At 71.8% G+C, this 20,150-nt stretch carries 18 protein-coding genes and 1 tRNA gene; 6 read left to right on the forward strand and 13 right to left on the reverse strand.

Annotated elements, in window-relative coordinates; all coding sequences use genetic code 11:
* The first annotated feature begins 74 nt into the window (after positions 1-74).
* Both ACFYW9_RS33730 and ACFYW9_RS33735 read left to right on the forward strand, forming a co-directional pair.
* A complete protein-coding gene (locus ACFYW9_RS33730; protein WP_389158529.1) occupies positions 75-350 on the forward strand; it encodes a hypothetical protein in 276 nt (91 codons plus the stop codon).
* 261 nt (positions 351-611) lie between these two features.
* Positions 612-698, forward strand: a tRNA-Ser gene (locus tag ACFYW9_RS33735).
* 146 nt (positions 699-844) lie between these two features.
* On the opposite strand, the gene ACFYW9_RS33740 is transcribed toward ACFYW9_RS33735, so the two are convergent.
* The 9 genes from ACFYW9_RS33740 to ACFYW9_RS33780 all read right to left on the reverse strand — a co-directional run bounded on the left by ACFYW9_RS33740 (position 845) and on the right by ACFYW9_RS33780 (position 11,185).
* Entirely contained in the window at positions 845-1,699 is an 855-nt protein-coding gene (locus tag ACFYW9_RS33740) for an HAD family hydrolase (protein WP_389158532.1), read from the reverse strand.
* Positions 1,696-2,973, reverse strand: coding sequence for a serine--tRNA ligase (serS, locus tag ACFYW9_RS33745; RefSeq protein WP_389158535.1), 1,278 nt, complete (start codon positions 2,971-2,973; stop codon positions 1,696-1,698). The genes ACFYW9_RS33740 and serS overlap by 4 nt, the downstream gene beginning before the upstream one ends.
* A gap of 570 nt (positions 2,974-3,543) precedes the next feature.
* Complete coding sequence (gene pheA, locus ACFYW9_RS33750; protein WP_351869508.1) at positions 3,544-4,479, reverse strand: prephenate dehydratase; 936 nt, start codon at positions 4,477-4,479, stop codon at positions 3,544-3,546.
* A 220-nt stretch (positions 4,480-4,699) separates the two neighbouring features.
* Positions 4,700-6,010, reverse strand: coding sequence for an iron uptake transporter deferrochelatase/peroxidase subunit (gene efeB, locus ACFYW9_RS33755; protein WP_389158539.1), 1,311 nt, complete (start codon positions 6,008-6,010; stop codon positions 4,700-4,702).
* An 8-nt stretch (positions 6,011-6,018) separates the two neighbouring features.
* Entirely contained in the window at positions 6,019-8,046 is a 2,028-nt protein-coding gene (locus ACFYW9_RS33760; RefSeq protein ID WP_389158542.1) for a copper resistance CopC/CopD family protein, read from the reverse strand.
* 13 nt (positions 8,047-8,059) lie between these two features.
* Positions 8,060-8,545 (reverse strand): copper chaperone PCu(A)C, encoded by a 486-nt coding sequence (locus ACFYW9_RS33765; RefSeq protein ID WP_389158545.1) that lies wholly within the window; start codon positions 8,543-8,545, stop codon positions 8,060-8,062.
* Positions 8,542-9,204 (reverse strand): SCO family protein, encoded by a 663-nt coding sequence (locus ACFYW9_RS33770; RefSeq protein ID WP_389158548.1) that lies wholly within the window; start codon positions 9,202-9,204, stop codon positions 8,542-8,544. Before ACFYW9_RS33770 ends, ACFYW9_RS33765 begins: the two co-directional genes overlap by 4 nt.
* Positions 9,205-9,369: 165 nt before the next feature.
* A complete protein-coding gene (locus ACFYW9_RS33775) occupies positions 9,370-10,116 on the reverse strand; it encodes a YcnI family protein (RefSeq protein WP_389158551.1) in 747 nt (248 codons plus the stop codon).
* A 226-nt stretch (positions 10,117-10,342) separates the two neighbouring features.
* Positions 10,343-11,185, reverse strand: coding sequence for a hypothetical protein (locus ACFYW9_RS33780; protein WP_389158554.1), 843 nt, complete (start codon positions 11,183-11,185; stop codon positions 10,343-10,345).
* A gap of 251 nt (positions 11,186-11,436) precedes the next feature.
* On the opposite strand from ACFYW9_RS33780, the gene ACFYW9_RS33785 reads away from it, so the two are divergent.
* Both ACFYW9_RS33785 and ACFYW9_RS33790 read left to right on the forward strand, forming a co-directional pair.
* Complete coding sequence (locus ACFYW9_RS33785) at positions 11,437-11,892, forward strand: ATP-binding protein (protein ID WP_351869526.1); 456 nt, start codon at positions 11,437-11,439, stop codon at positions 11,890-11,892.
* Between the two features lie 279 nt (positions 11,893-12,171).
* The gene (locus tag ACFYW9_RS33790) at positions 12,172-12,996 is read left to right on the forward strand and encodes a triphosphoribosyl-dephospho-CoA synthase (RefSeq protein ID WP_389158558.1); all 825 of its coding nucleotides are present in this window, start codon (positions 12,172-12,174) and stop codon (positions 12,994-12,996) included.
* Positions 12,997-13,165: 169 nt separating this feature from the next.
* Here the strand turns inward: ACFYW9_RS33790 and ACFYW9_RS33795 are convergent, their stop codons facing one another.
* Entirely contained in the window at positions 13,166-14,653 is a 1,488-nt protein-coding gene (locus ACFYW9_RS33795) for an aminopeptidase P family protein (protein ID WP_389158561.1), read from the reverse strand.
* A 98-nt stretch (positions 14,654-14,751) separates the two neighbouring features.
* On the reverse strand, positions 14,752-16,263 hold the full coding sequence (locus tag ACFYW9_RS33800; RefSeq protein WP_389158565.1) for a PP2C family protein-serine/threonine phosphatase: 1,512 nt from the start codon (positions 16,261-16,263) through the stop codon (positions 14,752-14,754).
* Positions 16,264-16,745: 482 nt separating this feature from the next.
* On the opposite strand from ACFYW9_RS33800, the gene ACFYW9_RS33805 reads away from it, so the two are divergent.
* Both ACFYW9_RS33805 and ACFYW9_RS33810 read left to right on the forward strand, forming a co-directional pair.
* Positions 16,746-17,411, forward strand: a complete 666-nt coding sequence (locus tag ACFYW9_RS33805; protein ID WP_351869538.1) for a bifunctional DNA primase/polymerase — start codon at positions 16,746-16,748, stop codon at positions 17,409-17,411.
* Between the two features lie 55 nt (positions 17,412-17,466).
* Positions 17,467-18,048, forward strand: coding sequence for a hypothetical protein (locus ACFYW9_RS33810; RefSeq protein ID WP_389158568.1), 582 nt, complete (start codon positions 17,467-17,469; stop codon positions 18,046-18,048).
* 241 nt (positions 18,049-18,289) lie between these two features.
* Here the strand turns inward: ACFYW9_RS33810 and ACFYW9_RS33815 are convergent, their stop codons facing one another.
* The gene (locus ACFYW9_RS33815; protein WP_389158571.1) at positions 18,290-19,258 is read right to left on the reverse strand and encodes a DUF5926 family protein; all 969 of its coding nucleotides are present in this window, start codon (positions 19,256-19,258) and stop codon (positions 18,290-18,292) included.
* A gap of 136 nt (positions 19,259-19,394) precedes the next feature.
* Positions 19,395-20,024: an ATP-binding protein gene (locus ACFYW9_RS33820; protein WP_389158573.1), complete on the reverse strand. Its 630-nt coding sequence runs from the start codon at positions 20,022-20,024 to the stop codon at positions 19,395-19,397.
* Between the last annotated feature and the right edge of the window lie 126 nt (positions 20,025-20,150).

Below are 20,150 nucleotides of genomic sequence, written 5' to 3' on the forward strand. Positions count from 1 at the left end.
CTTTTTTGACAGCGGCTTCACCCCGGTCCGGGCACACTGGGCGAAACGGGGACGCACGGCCGGGAGGAACGGGGATGGCGACCGAGGAACCGGGAGACGGCGGCCGGGAACAGGCCGGGAACGGCTCCGGCGACGGGCCGGGGGACACGGCGGGGGAGTCGTGGGACGACCTCGTCCTCGACGAGAGCTTCGTACGGTCCGCGGAGACGACCGAACCGTCGGCCCGCGCGCGCATGCTCGCCGCCCGTTGGCGCGAGGGAGGTCCCGATCCGCAGCCCTGGCGCTCGGACGAGCCGCCCGCGGGGTGGTTCTTCAGCAAGGGGCGCCGGCGCAGATGGCGCCGCAAGTGAGCCCCCGGGGACACGCGTTTTAATCAGTGGCGCCCAAGTCGGCGTACGGGCACAGTGGTTGTGTCCACGCCGCCGCATCGAGCCGGCGCCACGGTCTGGGAGAGGAGCGCGACGATGTTCATCAGGAGCAGTTCGTCGAGCTCCCGACAGGGCAGCCCGCGGCGGGTTCCGGAGTAGTCACTACCTCCGTCGAACCCGCTCGCAGGGGGAGTTGCCCGGGGCGGCCGCTTCGAGCGCGCGTCACGCGCGGGCCGCCCACCCGGAGGATTGGCCGAGTGGAAAGGCACCGGCTTGCTAAGCCGTGGTCGGGGGTGAAACCCCGCGCGCGTTCGATCCGCGCATCCTCCGCAAGACGTTCTCATCCGACTGCCGACTGCCGACTGCCGACTGCCGACTGCCGACTGCCGACTGCCGACTGCCGGCCGGTGACTGCCTGACCGCAGGGCCGTCACAGCAAGGCCGCCGGGATGCGGCGGGCCTGTTCGCGGTGACCGCTACGGGCGCGTCAGCAACCGTTCCAGCACGACCGCGATCCCGTCCTCCTCGTTCGAGGTCGTCACCTCGTCCGCGATCGCCTTGAGATCGGCGTGGGCGTTGGCCATGGCCACCCCGTGGGCCGCCCAGGCGAACATCGGGAGATCGTTCGGCATGTCACCGAAGGCGATGGTGTCCGCGGCCTTGAGGCCCAGGCGCCGGGCCGCCAGGGACAGTCCCGTCGCCTTGGAGAGGCCGAGCGGGAGCAGTTCCACCACGCCCGGGCCCGCCATCGTGACACCGACGAGTCCGCCCGCGACCTTCACGGCCACGGCCGCGAGCTCGTCGTCGGAAAGCGTCGGATGCTGGACGTACACCTTGTTCAGAGGGGCCGACCACAGGTCCGCCGCGTCCTTGAGCGGGACGACCGGCAGCGCACCCTCCAGCCTGCGGTAGCCGGGGCCGACCAGCACATCGCCGTCGAGCCCGTCGCGGCTCGCGGCCAGCAGCAGCGGTCCGACCTCCGCCTCGATCTTGGCGAGCGCCAGACCGGCCAGCTGCCGGTCCAGGGTCACCGAGGTGAGGAGCCGGTGCTCCCCCGCGTGGTAGACCTGCGCGCCCTGGCCGCAGACCGCGAGGCCCTGATAGCCGAGCTCGTCGAGGACGTGTCGCGTCCAGGGCACCGCGCGCCCGGTGACGACGATGTGGGCCGCGCCCGCCTCGGTCACCGCGGCGAGCGCGTCACGTGTGCGGGCCGAGACCGTCTCGTCGGAACGCAGCAGCGTCCCGTCGAGATCGGTCGCGACGAGCTTGTACGGGAACGCCCCCGGCTCCGTGGCCCCGGACGCTCCCGTCGGACCGGTGGTGCTGGTCACTTGGAGATCGGCTCCAGAACCTCACGGCCGCCCAGGTAGGGGCGCAGCACCTCGGGAACCCGCACCGAGCCGTCGGCGAGCTGGTGGTTCTCCAGGATCGCGACGATCGTGCGCGGGACGGCGCACAGCGTGCCGTTCAGTGTGGCGAGCGGCTGGACCTTCTTGCCGTCGCGCATACGGACCGACAGGCGGCGGGCCTGGAAGCCGTCGCAGTTGGAGGCCGAGGTCAGCTCGCGGTACTTGCCCTGGGTCGGGATCCACGCCTCGCAGTCGAACTTCCTGGAGGCCGAGGACCCCAGGTCGCCGCTGGCCACGTCGATCACCTGGAAGGGCAGTTCGAGGCCGGTCAGCCACTGCTTCTCCCATTCGAGGAGCCGCTGGTGCTCGTTCTCGGCGTCCTCGGGAGCCACGTACGAGAACATCTCGACCTTGTCGAACTGGTGCACGCGGAAGATGCCGCGGGTGTCCTTGCCGTACGTGCCGGCCTCGCGGCGGAAGCACGGCGAGAAGCCGGCGTAGCGCATCGGCAGCTTGTCGGCGTCGAGGATCTCGTCCATGTGGTACGCGGCGAGAGGGACCTCGGAGGTGCCGACCAGGTAGTAGTCGTCCTTCTCCAGGTGGTACACGTTCTCCGCGGCCTGGCCGAGGAAACCGGTGCCCTCCATGGCGCGCGGGCGCACCAGGGCCGGGGTCAGCATCGGCGTGAAGCCGGCCTCGGTGGCCTGTGCGATCGCCGCGTTGACGAGGGCGAGCTCCAGGAGCGCGCCGACGCCGGTCAGGTAGTAGAAGCGCGAGCCGGACACCTTGGCGCCGCGCTCGACGTCGATGGCGCCCAGGGACTCGCCGAGTTCCAGGTGGTCCCTGGGCTCGAAGCCCTCGGCGGCGAAGTCGCGGATGGTCCCGTGCGTCTCCAGGACGACGAAGTCCTCCTCGCCGCCGACCGGGACGTCGGGGTGCACCAGGTTGCCGAGCTGGAGGAGGAGCCGCTTGGTCTCCTCGTCCGCGTCGTTCTGCTCGGCCTCGGCCGCCTTGACGTCGGTCTTGAGCTGCTCGGCCTTCTTCAGCAGCTCGGCGCGCTCGTCCGGGGTGGCCTTGGGGATCAGTTTGCCGAGCGACTTCTGCTCGGAACGCAGCTCGTCGAAGCGGACGCCGGACGACCTGCGCCGCTCGTCGGCGGAGAGGAGGGAGTCGACGAGCGCGACATCCTCTCCACGGGCGCGCTGGGAGGCGCGAACACGGTCGGGGTCCTCACGGAGCAGGCGAAGGTCAATCACCCCTCAAGGCTACCGGTGCGGACTTCCGGCCAACGACCCGATATTCCAGAGCGTGACCGCTGTCACGGTATGAGTGAAATGCCGGATCGCATCTCCTGACCGTCGAGCGACGTCAAGGAAAAGGGGGCCTACTCCCCGGAACGGGGCATGCGCGCTTCACCGGTTGACCGGATTTCCTTGCGGAGGGCGGCACTTGCGAGGCGGGTTGTCCACAGGGTGTGACCTTCCCCGCTAGTTATCCACAGGGTGTGTGGAAGATCTGTGGATGTCGGAATTGATCATTCCGATACCTCTTCGGTGGCCGTGGAATTCCCGGTTCAAACCCTCTGGACAGCCACTTTCGGGTGTAAATGATTCGCTCTATCGGGTTGATCAATGGAAAAGGGTAGACGAAGAGGGACGTGCAAGGGTGTGGACGGACTTGGGTCGAGTAGCCGATTTGTCGATGATGTAGCGCTTCGTTGTCGACTTGTCCCCAGGTCGGTAAGCGTGCCTGTGGATAACCCTGTGGATGGCGAAAATCGGCAGGTGGGACCTGGGGAAACGCTCGGACGGGTGTGGGCCCGCCGTTCAGAACCGGCCGTCGGCGCAGCGCGCGAGCCAGTCCGAGGCCGCGGAGAACTCGTGGTCCGACGTTCCGGGCCGCAGCGGCCGTACGTCCTCCAGGGCGACGCCGGCCCGGGGATAGGAACCGAGAAAGCGCACCTGGGGACAGATCCGCTTGAGACCCATCAGCGCCTCGCCCACCCGGCGGTCGGTGATGTGTCCCTCGGCGTCCACCGAGAAGCAGTAATTGCCGATTCCCTGGCCGGTCGGGCGGGACTCGATCCGCATCAGGTTGACGCCGCGCACGGCGAATTCCTGGAGCAGTTCGAGCAGCGCTCCGGGGTGGTCGTCGCCGAGCCAGATGACCACGGAGGTCTTGTCGGCGCCGGTCGGCGCGGCGGGCCGGGCCGGGCGGCCGACCAGCACGAAGCGGGTCTCGGCGTTCGCCGCGTCGTGGATCTCGGTCACCAGCGGTTCGAGGCCGTACGTGGCCGCGGCGAACTCGCCCGCGAAGGCCGCGTCGAAACGGCCCTCCTGGACCAGCCGGGCGCCGTCCGCGTTCGAGGCCGCCGACTCCCAGACGGCGTCCGGCAGATGCGCGGCGAGCCAGTTGCGCACCTGCGGCTGGGCGACCGGGTGTCCGGTGACCGTCTTGATGTCCTTCAGCGCCGTGCCGGGCCTGACCAGCAGGGCGAAGGCGATCGGCAGCACGACCTCGCGGTAGATCATCAGCTGGTCGCCCTTGGCCAGCTCGTCGAGGGTGGCGGTGACACCGCCCTCGACGGAGTTCTCGATCGGGACGAGGGCTCCCGCGGCCTGGCCACCGCGTACCGCGTCGAGCGCGGCCGGGACGGACACCATGGGAACCAGCTCCCGCGTCGCGGCCTCGGGAAGCGTGCGAAGGGCGGCCTCGGTGAACGTACCCTCGGGGCCGAGATAGGTGTAGCGCGTCGCCGACATACCGTCACCCTAGTGGGCCGCGCCCGACCCGTCCGCCGCCCGCGGAACCCCCGCCACCGGTCCGGTACGGAGCCCGGTACCGCGGTACGGAGCACGGTACGGAGCCCTTGGGCCGCGTCGCGCGGAGCCCGGCCCCGCGTCGGCCCCGAGCCTGTCAGGTACAGAGCGCCGTGCGGCCCGTCGGCCGATGGGCCGTGGAGTCCGCCGCACGACGGCCTCGTCACCCCTCCAGCAACCGCTGCCCCACGTACTCCCCCTCCGCCGCGCCGCCCGGCACCGCGAAGAGGCCGCTCGACTCGTGGCGGATGAACTCCGAGAGCGCGTCACCGCGGTCGAGTTTGCGCTGGACGGGAACGAAACCACGTACCGGATCGGCCTGCCAGCACACGAAGAGCAGACCGGCGTCGGGTGTCCCCTCGGCGTCGATGCCGTCGTGGAAGGAGAACGGACGGCGCAGCATCGCGGCGCCTCCGTTCTGGTCGGGCCGGGTGATGCGCGCGTGCGCGTTGATCGGCACGGCCAGGTTGCCGTCGGCGTCGGTCTTGTCCAGGTCCATCGCGGTGGTCTCGGTGCCGCCGCTCAACGGCGCCCCCGTGGACTTCTTCCGCCCGATGACGTCCTCCTGGGCCTTGCCCGAGAGCTTCTCCCAGTCGTCGAGGAGCATGCGGATCCGGCGTACGACGGCGTAGGAGCCGTTCGCCATCCACTCCGGGGTGCCGGAGGCGGGGACGAAGATCCGTCCGTCGAAGTCGGGCTCGGAGGGCTTCGGATTGCGGGTGCCGTCGATCTGGCCCATCAGGTTGCGGGCGGTCGACGGCGCGGCGGTGGCGCCCGGCGAGCGGTTGAAACCGTTCATCTGCCAGCGCACCCGCGCCGCGGTGCCGGTGTCCTTCTGGATCGCGCGCAGGGCGTGGAAGGCGACGAGGGCGTCGTTCGCCCCGATCTGTACCCACAGGTCGCCGTCGCTGCGCGCCTTGTCGAGATGGTCGGAGGAGAAGTCGGGCAGCGGGTCCAGGGCGACCGGCCTCTGCTTCTCCAGGCCCGTACGCGCGAAGAAGCTGTGTCCGAAGCCGAAGGTGACGGTGAGGGACGACGGTCCTGCGTCGCGCGCGACGTCCGTGTCCTCGTGGGCCGCGGCCTCGCCCGCCATCAGCCGCCGGGCCGTCACCGACCAGCGGCGGAGCAGGGCGGCGGCCTCCCGGCGGCCCGCGCCCGCCGTCAGGTCGAAGGCGACGAGGTGGCCGCGGGCCTGGAGGGCGGTGGTGATGCCCGGCTGATGTTTCCCGTGAAACATTGCCATGTCCGCGCCGACGGAGGTCAGCGGGACGGCCTTGGCGGGGGAGGGTGCCGCCGCGTACCCCACGGCTGCCCCCGCCGCTCCGAGCGTGAGCCCGGTGGCGCCGGCGGTGCCGAGCAGCCGGCGCCGTGACATGACTCCCCGCCGGGCATCGCCCGGCGACGCGGTGCCGGTGGACGCTGCGGGGGACGGGGCCTTTCGGGCGGAGGTCCCCGGGGTGGACTGGTCAGCCATGGTCAGGTTCAGCCGATCTGCGCGTTCTTGTTCACGGTGGCCTGGTCGATGTCGGAGGTGCGCACGGTCACCGCGATCTTCCAGTCGCCCGCTATGGGGATCTGCACCCCGCTCGCCGCCCAGTGTCCGGTGGCGACCCGGTCGGGGGTCACGGGCAGCGGGCCGACGTTCTTCGCGGTGAGAGTGAAGGCGACCTTCACCTCGGGGACGTCGAAGGCCTTGCCGTTCGGCCGGAGCACGAAGACGTGCATCTGGTTGCCGCCGACACGGGCCGGGTCGAGGGTGATCTCCACCGTGCCCTTGCCGTCCTCGCCGCCCGTGTCGAACGGCATCTTCAGGGACAGCGGTCCGGAGCGCTGCACGGCGGACGCGGTGGCCTGCCGGGCCGCCTCCGCCGTACGTCCCGGCTCGGTGGCCGTCAGCGCGGTCGTGACCGCGAGCAGGACGACCGCGACCCCCGCCTCGGCGAGCACCGAGCGCCGCAGGCCCGAGCGCTGCGGGTCGGCGTCACGGACCCGCTTGTCGCGCGTGGAGTCCACGGCGGCCTGCTGCCGGGCGAGCTGGGCGGCGCGCCGGGAGTCGGCGGGGACGGTGGCGGGCGTCCTCAGCTCGGAGCGCTGCTCCACGAGGACGGCGGCGGCCTCGGGGGCCGTCACCTCGGACAGCTGGGCGGTCCAGCGTCGCGAGATCCACGCGATGCCCACGAGGACCGCCACCAGGCCGACCTTGACGAGCAGCAGCTGTCCGTACGACGTGTCGGTGAGCGCCGACCAGGAGCCGAGCTGGCGCCACGACTGGTAGATCCCGGTCGCGACCAGTACGAGGACGGCGCCGAACGCGAGGCGGGAGAAGCGGCGGACGGTCGTCGCCTCGACGGGCGTCTGTGCCGGAGCCCGGAACAAAGCGACCACCAGCGTCGACAGACCGCCGAGCCAGACGGCGACGGCCAGCAGGTGCAGGACGTCGACGGGCATCGCGATACCCGGCTGGACGCCGGTGGAGGCGTGTTCGGCCATGGCCCAGGTCGCGGCGAGGCCGGCCGCGACGACCGAGCCGCCGACGGCGAGCCCGAAGGTGAGGTCGTTCTTCTCCGCGGCCAGGTGACCGGCCTCGGCGTCCGGGTCCTCGGTGTCCGGGTCCTCGGTGCCCGTGGCAGCGGTGCCCGTGGCACCAGCGTCCGTGGCGCCGTTGTCCGTCTCCTTGTCCGGCTCTCCGCTCCCGGTGTTCGCTCCGGCCGCGCGTTCGTCCTCGTCGCGTCTGGCGTACGCGCCGAAGAGCACGGCGATGAACAGCGCCGCCGCGGCGAGCAGCAGCAGTCTCGACACCAGGGCCGCGCCCGATTTGGTCTGCAGCACCTCGCCGAGCAGGGTCAGGTCGAAGATGTCTCCGGCCTTGCCGGACCCCACGTACGAACCGCGCAGGAGCAGCAGGGCGAGTGTGGAGGCGGTGAGCGTGAGCCAGCCGCAGACCACGAGCCGCTGTACCGGCCGGATGCCCGAGCCGCGCTGCCAGCAGGCCAGCACGAAGGCGGCTCCGCCGACGAGCAGGATGTATCCGGCGTACGACAAGTAGCGCGCGGCTCCGTAGAGGAAGCCCACCAGGCCGCCCCCCACCGCCTGGCCGGACAGCGCGACGGAGGTCTGCGAGGGAGCGCCGACGGAGAAGGTGAAGGCACCGGAGACGGGGTGGCTGTCCGCGGAGACCACTTGGTAGGTGACGGTGTACGTGCCGTCGGGCAGCCCCGGGCGCAGCTTCAGGCCGTAGGTGTCGCCGCCCAGGTCGCTCGCGCTCCCGGCGTCGACCCGCCCGCCCTTGGGGTCGAGCACCTGGAGCGATCCGTCGTGCAGCGAGACCTGTTCGGAGAAGGTGAGCGAGACCTGGGCGGGCGCCTTGTCGACCACCGATCCCTGCGTCGGGTTGCTCCCGGTCAGCGCGGCGTGCGCGGAGGCGGGCGCGGCGCCCGCCAGGAGCGCTCCGGTGACGGCGAGGAACAGCAGCAGGAGGGTCCTGAAGCGGGGGGCGATGGTCGATGTCACGGTGATGCCTCCCTCAGCGTCCGGTCTTCGGGGTGTATGTCGCGGGCTTCACCGGCATGGAGATCCTGACCGTGCCGGACTTGGCGAAGTGCAGTTCCACGGACACCTTCTCGCCCTGTCCGGGCTTGTGGGTGAGCTTTGCGAACATGAGGTGGTTGCCGCCGCTGGCGAAGTCCAGGGTGCCCTCGGCGGGTACGGCGAAGGACTTCCTCTCCTCCATCGCGCCGTCCACGGTCGCGTGCATCGTCACCTCGTCCGAGAGATCGCTGGTGACCGAGGTGAGCGTGTCGGCGCCGCCAGCGTTGGTGACGGTGAAGAAGCCCGCCGCCATGGTGTCCATGCTCGGGGCGGGCATGTAGGCGCCGGTGACCTTGAGTTCGGGACCGGCCGGGGACGACGACGAGCCGCCCGAGCCGCAGCCCGCCAGAGTCCCGGTGGCGGTCATGACGAGGGAGCAGGCGGCGAGGAGTCCCGCGCGGCGGCCCGTACGGCGGCTCACGGGGTCTTCCCCTCGGCGATCTTGGGCAGGTCCTTGGTGTAGTCGTCGACGGTGGCGCTCTCGCCGTACAGCACATAGCCCGCGTCGGTCTTCGGCGAGAAGGCGACGACCTGGGTGCCGTGCACGGAGACGGCCTTGCCGTTCTTGTCCTTGGTCGTCGGCTCGATGGTGATGCCGAGGCGGCGGGCGCCGGCCTGGATCGAGGCGAAGTCGCCGGTCAGGCCGATGAAATCGGGGTCGATGCCCTTGAGCCAGGTGCCGAGCGCGGCGGGTGTGTCGCGAGCCGGGTCGGTGGTGACGAACACGACGCGCAGCTTGTCCTGTTCGGCCTTCGGGAGCTGCTTCTTGGCGACGGCGAGGTTGTTCATCGTCAGGGGGCAGACGTCGGGGCAGTGGGTGTAGCCGAAGTAGACGAGCGTGGGACGGCCCTTGGTCTCCGCGCGCAGGTCGTACTTCTCGCCGGTCGTGTCGGTGAGCACGAGGTCCGGCTTCTCGAACGGGTTGTCCAGGACCGTCGCGGCCTTGGCGGAGCCGGCCTCGGCGGACACGGCGGCGACCGGGCCGCCGGCGGCGTCGCTGTCGTCGCCACTGCCGCAGGCGGAGAGGGTCAGAGCGGCGGCGGCGAACAGGGCGGCCGTCGCGTACGTCTTCTTGCGCATAGAAAAATGTCCCAGATGTGAGCGCTCCGGTGGGCACCGGGGGTCGGACGGGGCGGCGGGGCCGGGCCGGGCGCGGCCGCGAGCCGCGTCCGCGGAGCCGCGTCCGCGACCCTCCGGTGCCCACCGGGAGCGTGTGTCTCAGTGCCTCAGGTGTGTGCCGGCACCTCAGGCGTTCGTACGCCGCCGGCCGGCCAGAACGCCGTACGCCACGCCCGCCAGGCCGACGAGGATGCCCACGACGCCGAGCACGCGCGCGGTGGTGTCGCTGCTGTCCGCGGCGGAGGCCGCCTCGTCGGTGTGCTCGTCGGTGTGCTCATCGGTCTCCTCCGTGTGGGAGGCGTCCTCCGCGGCGGCGGAGCCGTGATGGCCCCCCTCGGCGGCGGCCGTGAGCGCGAGCGTCGGAGCCGGGTGCTCGGGCTCCTCCGCGCCCTCCTTCTGCGGCTCGATCCAGCGCACGACTTCCTTGTTGGAGTACGTCTGGATCGCCTTGAAGACGAGGGTGTCGGTGTCCTCGGGCAGCGCGCCGATGGAGAGCGGGAACTTCTGGAAGAAGCCCGGCTCGATGCCCTTGCCGTCGGCGGTCCAGGTGACCTTGGTGACGGCCTCGTCGATCTTCTCGCCGTGCGCGGTGACCGGCTTGTCCAGCTTGGACCGGGTGACCTTCACGGTCCAGCCGTCGAGCGGCTGCGGCATGACGGAGGCCAGCGGGTGGTCGGCCGGGAGGTTGACCTCGACCTGGGTGGTCGAGGCGTTGTCGCGCTCGTTGGGCACCTTGAAGTTCACGACGGTGTAGCCGCCCTTGGCGGCCGCGCCCTCGGGCTGCACGGAGACGTGCGCGAACGCGGGGGCGGACAGGGCGAGAACGGCGGTGGCGGCGGCGGTGCCGACGACGGCGAGACGAGAAGCCTTCATGGAAGGAGACACTCCACATTCAGTCCGGTGACAAAGGGGACGCGCGTGCGCCTCGGTGTCCCGTGGAAGGGGCGAGAGCGGCACCCCGGGGAGACCCGGCGGGTACGCGCGCGTGCGGCACGACCGCGTCCCCTTCGAGAAGGTCCGTGAACCCCGTGCGGCCGGTGGAGTCGAGGACTCCGGGGACCGGGGAATTCCGTGGATTTCCGTGAAGCGGCGCGTCGTGTCAGGCGACGAGGGTGAACGCGGTGGAGGCGGGGGGCCCGCGCCGGACGACGGTGTGCTGAAGAGCGGTCGTCCGTGGAGCGAGGGGCGCGAGCGGCGCGGTGCGAGGCGTACGCGCGATCTCGGGCGCCCCCGGAAGTCCCGTACGCAGGGCGCGTACGAGGGTCAGGGCGGCCCGCAGGGAGCGTACGAGCGCCGCCTCCGTGACGCCCTGCGCCGACAGGCGCATGAGGCGCAGCAGGGCCAGGTCGCCATGGCGCAGCACCCATCCGGCGGCGACGGCCGCGAGCACGTGGCCGAGCAGCATCGGCAGGGAGGGCAGCACCGGCATCGGGGCCCCCGCGGCGGTGGGCACGGCGTCCGAGGCATGGTGCATGGACGACGTCATGCCGGTCGCACCCGTGTCGATCCGCGCGTCGGCGAGGATCTTCATGGCCTGCGCGGGGCTGATCGCCGCCGCGGCCGTCCCGCACACCAGACGGGCGGCGCGCGCCACGAGCGTGGCGTCGGACATCGGCATCCCGGGCGCCATCGCGCCCATGGACGACCCGGCGCCCGTCGTACCGGTCCGCAGGCCGAGCCCGAAGAGGGTGTGCAGCACCGTCTGGCCGAGCGCGAGAAGTGCCACGATGCCCGGCAGCGCGCGTTCGCGGCCCGCCAGCGCCGCGGCGACCGCGAAGACCGTGAGGAAGCCGACGCCCAGTGTCCACAAGGGGACCGTGGCGCAGGAGGCGATCCCGTGACCGGCCGCGGCCAGCACGACGCAGACCGCGGCGAACACCGCGGCCCTCAGGGTCCGGAGGCCTGCTCCGGATCGCGCCGAACGCTGGTGGGGGGCAGTCATGGCGGGCTCATCATCGCACTGGGCCCCGACGCCCCGTACGGCAGGTCCGATTGATGGCTTGTGACCGGTCCGTCCGCCGGACGGCGGACGGCCGAAGGGCCGTCGTCCGGCGGCGGATCGCTCGCGCATACACCGCTGCCTCAGGTGAGCGCGTCGGCCGTATGGGCGGCATCACGTCGCGTATGCGATTGCGCACGGGTGGTTGCGGCAATACGTAACGGTATGTCGAGCCGCGGCCGGGAGGCTGGAGCATGAGCATCTGGTGGTCACTCCATCTGCGGCGCGAGGCTGCGAGTGTTCCGCTCGCCAGACGCCTGTTGCTCGGCACGATGGAGAGCGCGGGTGTCGACCCGGACATCTCGTACGACCTTTCAGTCGCTCTCACCGAGGCCTGCGCCAACGCCGTCGAACACGGCGGGGACGGCGTGCGGGGCTCTTCCTGCGAGGCGTATCGCGTGACGGCCTATCTCGACGGTGACCAGTGCCGCATCGAAGTCGCCGATTTCGGCCCGGGTTTTCCGGCCGGGAACGCCCGCGCCCTGCTCCGCCAGGCCGGCGAGGACGCGGAGCACGGCCGGGGGCTGTGCCTGATCCGCGAGCTCGCCGACCACGTCCACATCGGCAACAGGCCGGGGCGCGGCGGTGCGGTGGTGAGCTTCGACAAGATCCTCAAGTGGAAGACGGCCCCCTCGCTGCTGCCCGCCTGACGTGCCGGATGCGCCTGACGTGCCGAATGTGCTGGACGTGCCGGACGGCGCCTGACGTGCCGGACGGCGCCGACGTCCGTGCCGGAGGCGATCCGCCGGGACCTCCGCGCCCCACGCCCCGGTTCCCGGCTTCCCGCCCGCCCCTCCCGGAGCTCACAGGCCACTGACAGCGTGCGCCCAGGTTCTTGAGAGCCGGCGCGTCTACGTTTCCTTCGTACGTGGCCGGCCTCGGCTCCGGTGCCTTCACCGCCGGCGTCCTCGGGAGAAGGGGTACGTCGATTGAGCAGCCGCGAGGACGACGAGGTGCTGGCGCGGGCCGCGGTGGCCGCGCTGACCCGGCAGCTGGAACTGACTCCCAAACCCGGACTGCCCGACCCTCGTGACCTCCGTGCCCGGGTGACCCGGCGGGACCTGTGCTCCCTGCGCTGGTCCGCCAAGGCACTCACCCCCGGCCTCGCGGCCATGGCCGCCGCCGCCCGCCGTACCGGCCGCGCCACCCCCGAACTCCGCGCGGAGCTGGGTTCGATCGGCCGGTGCACCGAGCACTCGGTGGCCCTGACGGGCGGCGGCCACCGCGGCGCCCTGTGGGTCCTCGGGCTGCTGGTCGCCGCGGCGGCGCTGGACCCCGCGGCCGCCGGAGCCGATGTCACCGCGACGGCCAAGCGGATCGCGGCGCACACCGACCGGCGGGCACCGCGGCGGCCCTCCCGCGGCTCGTCCGTCTCCGCGACGTACGGCGCGGCCGGTGCGCGCGGTGAGGCGCGTGCCGGATTCCCGCACGTGCGAAGGGCGTTGGACGCGCTCGCCACCGCCCGCGCGGCCGGCGCGCCCGAACCGTACGCCCGTCTCGACGCCCTCCTCGCGGTCATGGCCACGCTCCAGGACACCGAGTTGCTGTACACGGCAGGACCCCATGGCCTCCGCCACGTCCAGGCCGGCGCCCGGGGGGTGCTCGAAGCGGGGGGTACGTCCACGGAGGCCGGGCGTTCGGGCCTGGCCGTACTCGACGACGATCTCCACGCGCGCGGGTGGAGTCCCCGGGGCAGCGGCGGTCTGCTCGCGGGCGCGCTGTTCGTGGACGCGCTGCCGGTCACGCGCGTCTGACGGCCCGTCCAGGCCCGCCGGGCACCGGACCGGAAGCCGGAGTCCGAGCGGGGCCGCACACGCCCTGGACGCACCGCGGTCCCGGCGGCCGCCCCTGGACGCACCGATGGCCGGGCACCTCGGAAGGTGCCCGGCCATCGGTCTCGCATCGGCCCTCGCGGGCACGGCGTCAGCCCTTGAGGGACGCCATCCAGGCCTCGACCTCGTCCGAGCGGCGCGGCAGTCCGGCCGACAGGTTCCGGTTGCCGTCCTCGGTGACGAGGAGGTCGTCCTCGATCCGGACGCCGATGCCGCGGTACTCCTCCGGCACGGTCAGGTCGTCCGCCTGGAAGTACAGGCCCGGCTCGACGGTCAGGCACATGCCCGGCTCCAGCGTGCCCTCGACATACGTCTCGGTGCGCGCGGCGGCGCAGTCGTGGACGTCCATGCCGAGCATGTGGCCGGTGCCGTGCAGGGTCCAGCGGCGCTGGAGGCCGAGCTCCAGGACGCGCTCGACGGGGCCTTCGAGGAGCCCCCACTCGACGAGACGCTCGGCCAGCACGTGCTGGGCGGCGTCGTGGAAGTCGCGGTACTTGGCACCCGGCAGGACGGCCGCGATACCGGCCTCCTGGGCGTCGTACACGGCGTCGTAGATCTTCTTCTGGATCTCCGTGAAAGTGCCGTTGACCGGGAGCGTGCGCGTGACGTCGGCGGTGTAGAGGGTGTGGGTCTCCACGCCCGCGTCCAGCAGCAGCAGATCGCCGGAGCGGACCGGGCCGTCGTTGCGCACCCAGTGCAGCGTGCAGGCGTGCGGCCCGGAGGCGCAGATCGAGCCGTAGCCGATGTCGTTGCCCTCGACCCGCGCGCGCAGGAAGAAGGTGCCCTCGATGAAGCGCTCGCTGGTGGCCTCGGCCTTGTCGAGGACCTTCACGACGTCCTCGAAGCCGCGCACGGTGGAGTCGACGGCCTTCTGCAGCTCGCCGGCCTCGAACTCGTCCTTGACGAGCCGTGCCTCGGACAGGAAGACGCGCAGTTCGTCGTCGTGCTCGCGGGTGACCTTGTCGGTCAGGGCGGCCTCGATCGCGGCGTCGTAGCCACGCACGACGCGGACGGGACCGGTGGCTTCCGTCAGCGCGGTCGGCAGCTCGCGGACGTCCGAGGCGGGGATGCCGTACAGCTGCTCGGCCTCGGCCAGGGAGTGGCGGCGGCCGACCCACAGCTCGCCCTGCCCGGACAGCCAGAACTCGCCGTTCTCACGGTTGGAGCGCGGCAGCAGGTAGATCGTCGCCTTGTGGCCCTCGGCGGCGGGCTCCAGCACGAGGACGCCGTCCTCGGTGAGGTTGCCGGTGAGGTACGCGTACTCGACCGAGGCACGGAAGGGGTACTCCGTGTCGTTCGAGCGGGTCTTCAGGTTGCCCGCGGGGATCACCAGACGCTCGCCCGGGAAGCGCGCGGACAGCGCGGCGCGGCGGGCCGCGGTGTACCCGGCCTGGGCGATGGGCTCGAGGCCCCGCAGCTCGGTGTCGGCCCAGCCGGACTTCATGCTGGCGGCGAGCTCGTCGGACACGCCCGGGTACAGGCCGTTCTTGCGCTGCTTGATGGGCTCTTCCTCGCCCGCTTCGTCAGCGGCTTCGTCGAGTACGGCTTCCGGGGTCTCCGGGGTGAGCGCCTCCGACACGGTCTGCCTCCTTCATACGACTTTGGACCCCCCCATCGTACGGACGTGGTGAAGGGGGCCCAGGGCCGGAGGACCTGTTACACCGGGTGAGAGTCCACTCACTCGAAGCGGGCCGCCAGGAGGACGACGTCCTCGTCGCTGTCCGCTTCGTCGAGACCGTCCGGCAGCACACCGCGCAGCACGTGGTCGGCGACCGCGCCCGGGTCGTCGCGCAGCGTCCTCGGGACGCTCGCCGCCGCCGCGTGCAGCCGGGCGAAGGCGCGGTCCATCGGATCGCCGGTGCGGTGCAGCAGGCCGTCGGTGTAGATCAGGACGGTCTCGCCGGGCTCGGCGGTCAGTTCGACGCTCGGCGCCTCCCAGCAGGCGAGCATGCCCAGGGGCGCGGACAGGGAGGTCTCCACGAACTCGGTGCGCCGCGGGCCGATCACCAGGGGCGGGCTGTGTCCGGCACCGGCGAGGGTGAGCTTGCGCAGGGCGGGCTCGCAGTACGCGAACAGGGCGGTGGCGGAGCGGGCGGGTTCGGTCAGCCGCAGCAGCAGTTCGAGGTCGGAGAGCACGGCGACCGGGTCCTCGCCCTCCATGACGGCGTAGGCCCGCAGGGAGGCCCGCAGCCGGCCCATGGCGGCGACCGCGCTGGGTCCCGATCCGGTGACGGAGCCGACCGCGAGGCCGAGCGCGGCGTCGGGCAGCGGCAGCGCGTCGTACCAGTCGCCGCCGCCGCGCGGGCCGGTGCGGTGCCGGGCGGCGAGCTGGACGCCGGAGACCCGGGGCAGCCGTGGGGGGAGCAGTTCCTCGGACATCGTCGTCACGCACGTCCGCGCGCGTTCGAGCTCCAGCAGCCGTGCCAGGTGCTCGGTGGCATGGCGGGTGTAGAGGCCGATGAGGTGGCGCTGGCGTTCCACCGGCTCGGCGGGTTCGTCGTAGAGCCACACGGCGGCCCCGAGCCGGCCGGCCGCCTCGGTGGACAGCGGCAGCGCGTAGCTGGCGGCGTAGCCGAGACGGGCGGCGACCTCGCGGTGGCGCGGGTCGAGCCCGTCCTCCGAGAGGAGGTCCGGCTGGGTGATCTCGCCCTCGCCGCCCGGCAGTCCGTCCAGGATCTTCCCGTACGACATGGAGCTGCGCGGCACCGTCTCGATGTGGCCGAGGTCGGCTCGGGCGAGGCCGAGGCCGATCGTGGTGTCGGGGCCCAGTCCGTCGCCGGGTTCCAGGACGACGAGACCGCGCCGGGCGCCCACGAGGGCGGCTCCGGCGCGGAGCAGTTCCTGGAGCGCGTCGTCCAGGGTCGCGGTGCGGGCGACACGCTCGGTGAGTTCGTGGAGCGTGGTGAGGTCCGAGACCCAGCCCGCGAGGCGGTCCTGGAGAGCGGCTCCGGGGCCGGCCGGCGGGGCGGCCGAGGAGGCGTCCGTGGGAGCGGGCGCCGGTGCGACAGTGTGTGCGGGCGAAGGAACCGTTGAATCGATTCCGGCCACTTTCGGAAGGTGAGGGGCGTTCATGACGTCCGGCTCTCCGACCGGTGCGTTTTGCTCAATAGCATCGCAAACCCCCATGTCGTTCTGCGCCGCTAGCGGTGTCTCCACATGTACACGTACTCGTGAGGGGATGTCCAGCATTGTCCTGCCGGGATTCCTGGTGTCCGTGCGACCGGTGGTAACCCTTGCGGGAAATTGAAATTGGCCTAAAACTGACTCGGGCAACGGCTTATTGAGGTCGACTGGCCTCGTTCGACGGAGCGTCACAGCGGTCGTGATGGGTACGTACTCGGTGAAGGCCAGGGGTGGTTGAGATCCGCCCGGAACCTGGCGACGGACCCGGGCGTCTTAACCACCGACGACCGTGCCCCATCCTCCCGTGGCGGAGGCGGCTAGGAATACGCGGGACGTAAAACGCCAGGCGCCGCCACCCCACGCCATGCCCATGCTTTGGATGTACGCGGTATGGGCGCGGACACAGCCACATGCTCGGCCCAGAGGGGTTCCCCTTGTCTCCAGCAGGGGTGTGATGCGCCAGCAGGTACGCACAGTGAAGTGATCGACACATGGTGTGATGTGATCCTCGGTGTTGCCAGGCGTGCAACGGAAAGGAACGAGCGCTCATGCGCGAGATCCTCGGAAGGCGACGCAGGCTCCTGTCCAGGCGAGACAACGGGAGGCCTGAGATGCTCAGCGCGGCCCTGACGTTCGCGGCGGCATGGCGGTGGCCCGTACTCCCGGGTGTGGCGGCCGACCCGCAGGGGCGTGCCCGCTGCGGCTGCCCCGACCCGGAGTGCACGGTGCCGGGCGCCCATCCCTTCGACCCCGGCCTCCTCGCGGCCACCACGGACGAGCGCATGGTGCGCTGGTGGTGGACCAACCGGCCCTCGGCCCCCATCGTGCTGGCCACCGGGGGCGGCGCCCCGTGCGCGGTGAGTCTGCCCGCCCTCGCGGCGGCCCGTGCGCTGGACGCCCTCGACCGCACGGGCATGCGCCTCGGCCCGGTCGTCGCGTCCCCCTCCCGCTGGGCGATCCTCGTCGCCCCGTACTCCATGGAGCAGCTCGGCGAACTGCTCTACGCCAAGGACTACGTCCCCGGCTCCCTGCGCTTCCACGGCGACGGCGGCTACATCGCGCTGCCGCCGTCCGAGACGGGCCAGGGCCAGATCCGCTGGGAGCGCGCTCCCCTGCCCGGTTCGGCCGCCCCCTGGGTGCCCGGCGTGGAGGCCGTGGTGGATGCCGTCGTCGAGGCACTCACTCGTACGGGTGTGAGCGCGCCCGAGTTGTAGGGGCGTCCGGCGCGCGGCGAGCCGCGCGCCCTCCCCCGCTCGTTATCGTCCGCCTATGCAGCGTCGTTCCGGGGGGTGCCGGGCCGAGACGCCGCCGGGCGGCGGGCCGGACCCCCGAAGAGTCCGTCCGGTGGCGTTGGCGGGAATCGTGGTGTTCGTCCTCGCCCTGCCGCTGGCCGTGGCCTCGGCCGGCCCGGTGGGCGACCACGGATCCCCGTCCGCGCGCGGGACGGCTGCCGAGGACGACCGGCCGCCGTCGCCCGGACCCCGGCGCTCTCCCCCGCCGCTCGGACCCGGTCTCGCCACCGTCGCCCGGTGCGGTCCCGAACTCTCCTCGCCCGACGGTGTCGAGGCGCAGACCTGTGTCCTGACGCGGGGCGAGGAGACCTGGGCACGCACCTACTACCGCAACGCGACCGGCGAGGCGCTGAGCTCGGCCCTGACCCTGATGGGTCCTGGGGGCCGCACGGTGCAGATGAACTGCGCGATGGACGCGGAGGACGATCCGGGGGCGTGCGAGACGCCCAGGGAACACACGGCGGGTGATCCGGGGGCGTACTCGGCGGTCGCGGAATTCGCGCGGAGCGCCGAGGGGCCGCTGTTGCTGCGCTCGGGAAGCAACTCGGGCCGCCGGTAAGGCGATTGATATTGTTCGGGATTCCGAACATGGAAAGACCCGGTTGCTGGCGACGGGGGATGCACCAGCAACCGGGCTAATCGAACGGTAACAAGAGATCGGCGGTTCGCAAATTCGATCTCGGCTATTCGGACACGGATTTACCTGTCACAACGGGGAGTTGTGACAGGAGTCACCCGCTTCCGAGGCCCTGACCAGCTGACCGGTCGGTCAGTTTCCCGTCCTGTGGGTCCGCTGTGGGTCAGCTGAGCGTCACCTGGCGGTTGGTGAGCCCCCCGCGCGCGCGGCGCTCGTCCGCCGTCAGCGGCGTGTCCATGGCCAGAGCGGTGGCGAGGCGTTCGGCGAACTCCGCCGCCGGCTTCTCGACGTCGTCCGCCGTGACACCGCTCGGCAGGTCCCAGACCGGGACCGTGAGCCCGTGCGCACGGAAGGAACCGACCAGCCGGGTGCCCTCCCCGAGGCTCGAGCGGCCCTCGGCGTGCAGCCGCGCGAGAGCGTCCAGAAGCTGCTCCTCCGCATACGGCATGACCCAGCGCAGGTGGTTCTTGTCGGGCGTCTCGCACCAGTAGGCGGCGTCGACCCCGGAGAGCTTCACCGTCGGGATGGCGGCGGCGTTGGCGCGCTCGAGCGAGGCGGCCACCTCGGGCGTCGAGTTCTCCACGTCCGGGACCCAGAACTCGAAGCCGCTGTGCACAACTGGCTCGAAGGGGCCTTCGGGGTCGAGCAGGTCCTGGAGCCGGGGACCGTCCGCCGGGGCGCGCCGTCCCTCGACCGGGGTGCCGGGCGGCGCGACGAGCGCGCGCCGGAGGGTGTCGGCCAGGTCGCGGCTGATGTCGCCGGACGACGTGTCGTTCTGAAGGCCGAGCAGCACCGAGCCGTCCTCGCGGCGCAGCGCGGGCCACGCCATCGGCAGGACCGTGGCGAGGGTGACCGAGGGAACGTCCTCGGGCAGGCTCTCCTTGAGCGTCAGCCCGACCGTCGCGGCGGGCACCAGTTCGCGCAGCGCGACCCAGTCGCCCTCGCCCCGCAGGCCCTCGAACGGGCGGTGTACCAGCTCGGTCGCGGCGTGCGCGGCGGCCCGGCCGTGGCAGGCCTTGTACCGGCGGCCGCTGCCGCAGGGGCAGGGCTCGCGCGCTCCGACGACCGGGATCTCGCCGCCGTTCTTCAACTGCGGCTGCTTGGCCTTCGTCTGGGGTCGCTTCTTGGCCATCGTGGGTGTCTCCCGATCACGGCTCGTCTCGTACTGGCGCGAGCCTAGCCGTTCGCGCGGAGACCGACGGGATCCTGTGGACAACGCACCGCGTCGTCGCGGAGCCCGGCGGCCGGTCCGCGCGCCCCGGGACGGCTCAGTCGAGGTCGTCGAAAGCGTCCACGAAGTCCAGGGCGGAGAGCCCGGACACCCTCGGTGACGCGACGCGCGTAGCGAAGTCGTCGCGCCGGCGCGCCGTTTCCACGTCCTCCTGGACGACCACCCACACGGTGACCTCGCCGTGGATGTCGTCCCGGACACCCCAGTCCTTGGCCAGCGCCGTGATGATGTTCAGCCCGCGGCCGCCCCGGGCGGTGACCGACGGGGTCGCGGGCACCGGGCGGGTCGGGCCGCCGCCGTCCGTCACCTCGACCGTCAGCCGTCCGGCAGGGTCGACACGCCAGGCCGCGCGCACGTTGCCGTCGCCGGCGAGGGCGTCGCCCAGGGGCCTGCCGTGTCGGCACGCGTTGCTGAGCAACTCGGAAAGGATCAGCACGGCATCGTCGATGACCGTTTCCGCCAAGCCCCCCGAACGCAGTTGATCGCGCATCCGGTGTCTTGCTTCCCCCACGCCCGCAGGGCCGTGGGGCACGGCCATGCTCGACGACGTGGGCACCTCCTGTGCCACCACCAACGCCACCCCCGAGACCTCCTTCACCCCACGCCACGGTGTGGATGCCCCTTTGGACTGGACCGGAAACCGGCCAATCGACGTCTGCTGACGCACTCGTAACGATCGAATGCGGAGCGAACGCGCCGGTGCACTCCCTGTGACCGGGTGGCCGATTCTCGATGGTTTCCGGGGGGTGGCCACGGCGTTTTCCGGAGGGCCGCCCGCCTCGGACAGGGCCAG

Origin of the sequence: Streptomyces sp. NPDC002698, assembly GCF_042888945.1 — a bacterium.
Taxonomy (GTDB): domain Bacteria; phylum Actinomycetota; class Actinomycetes; order Streptomycetales; family Streptomycetaceae; genus Streptomyces.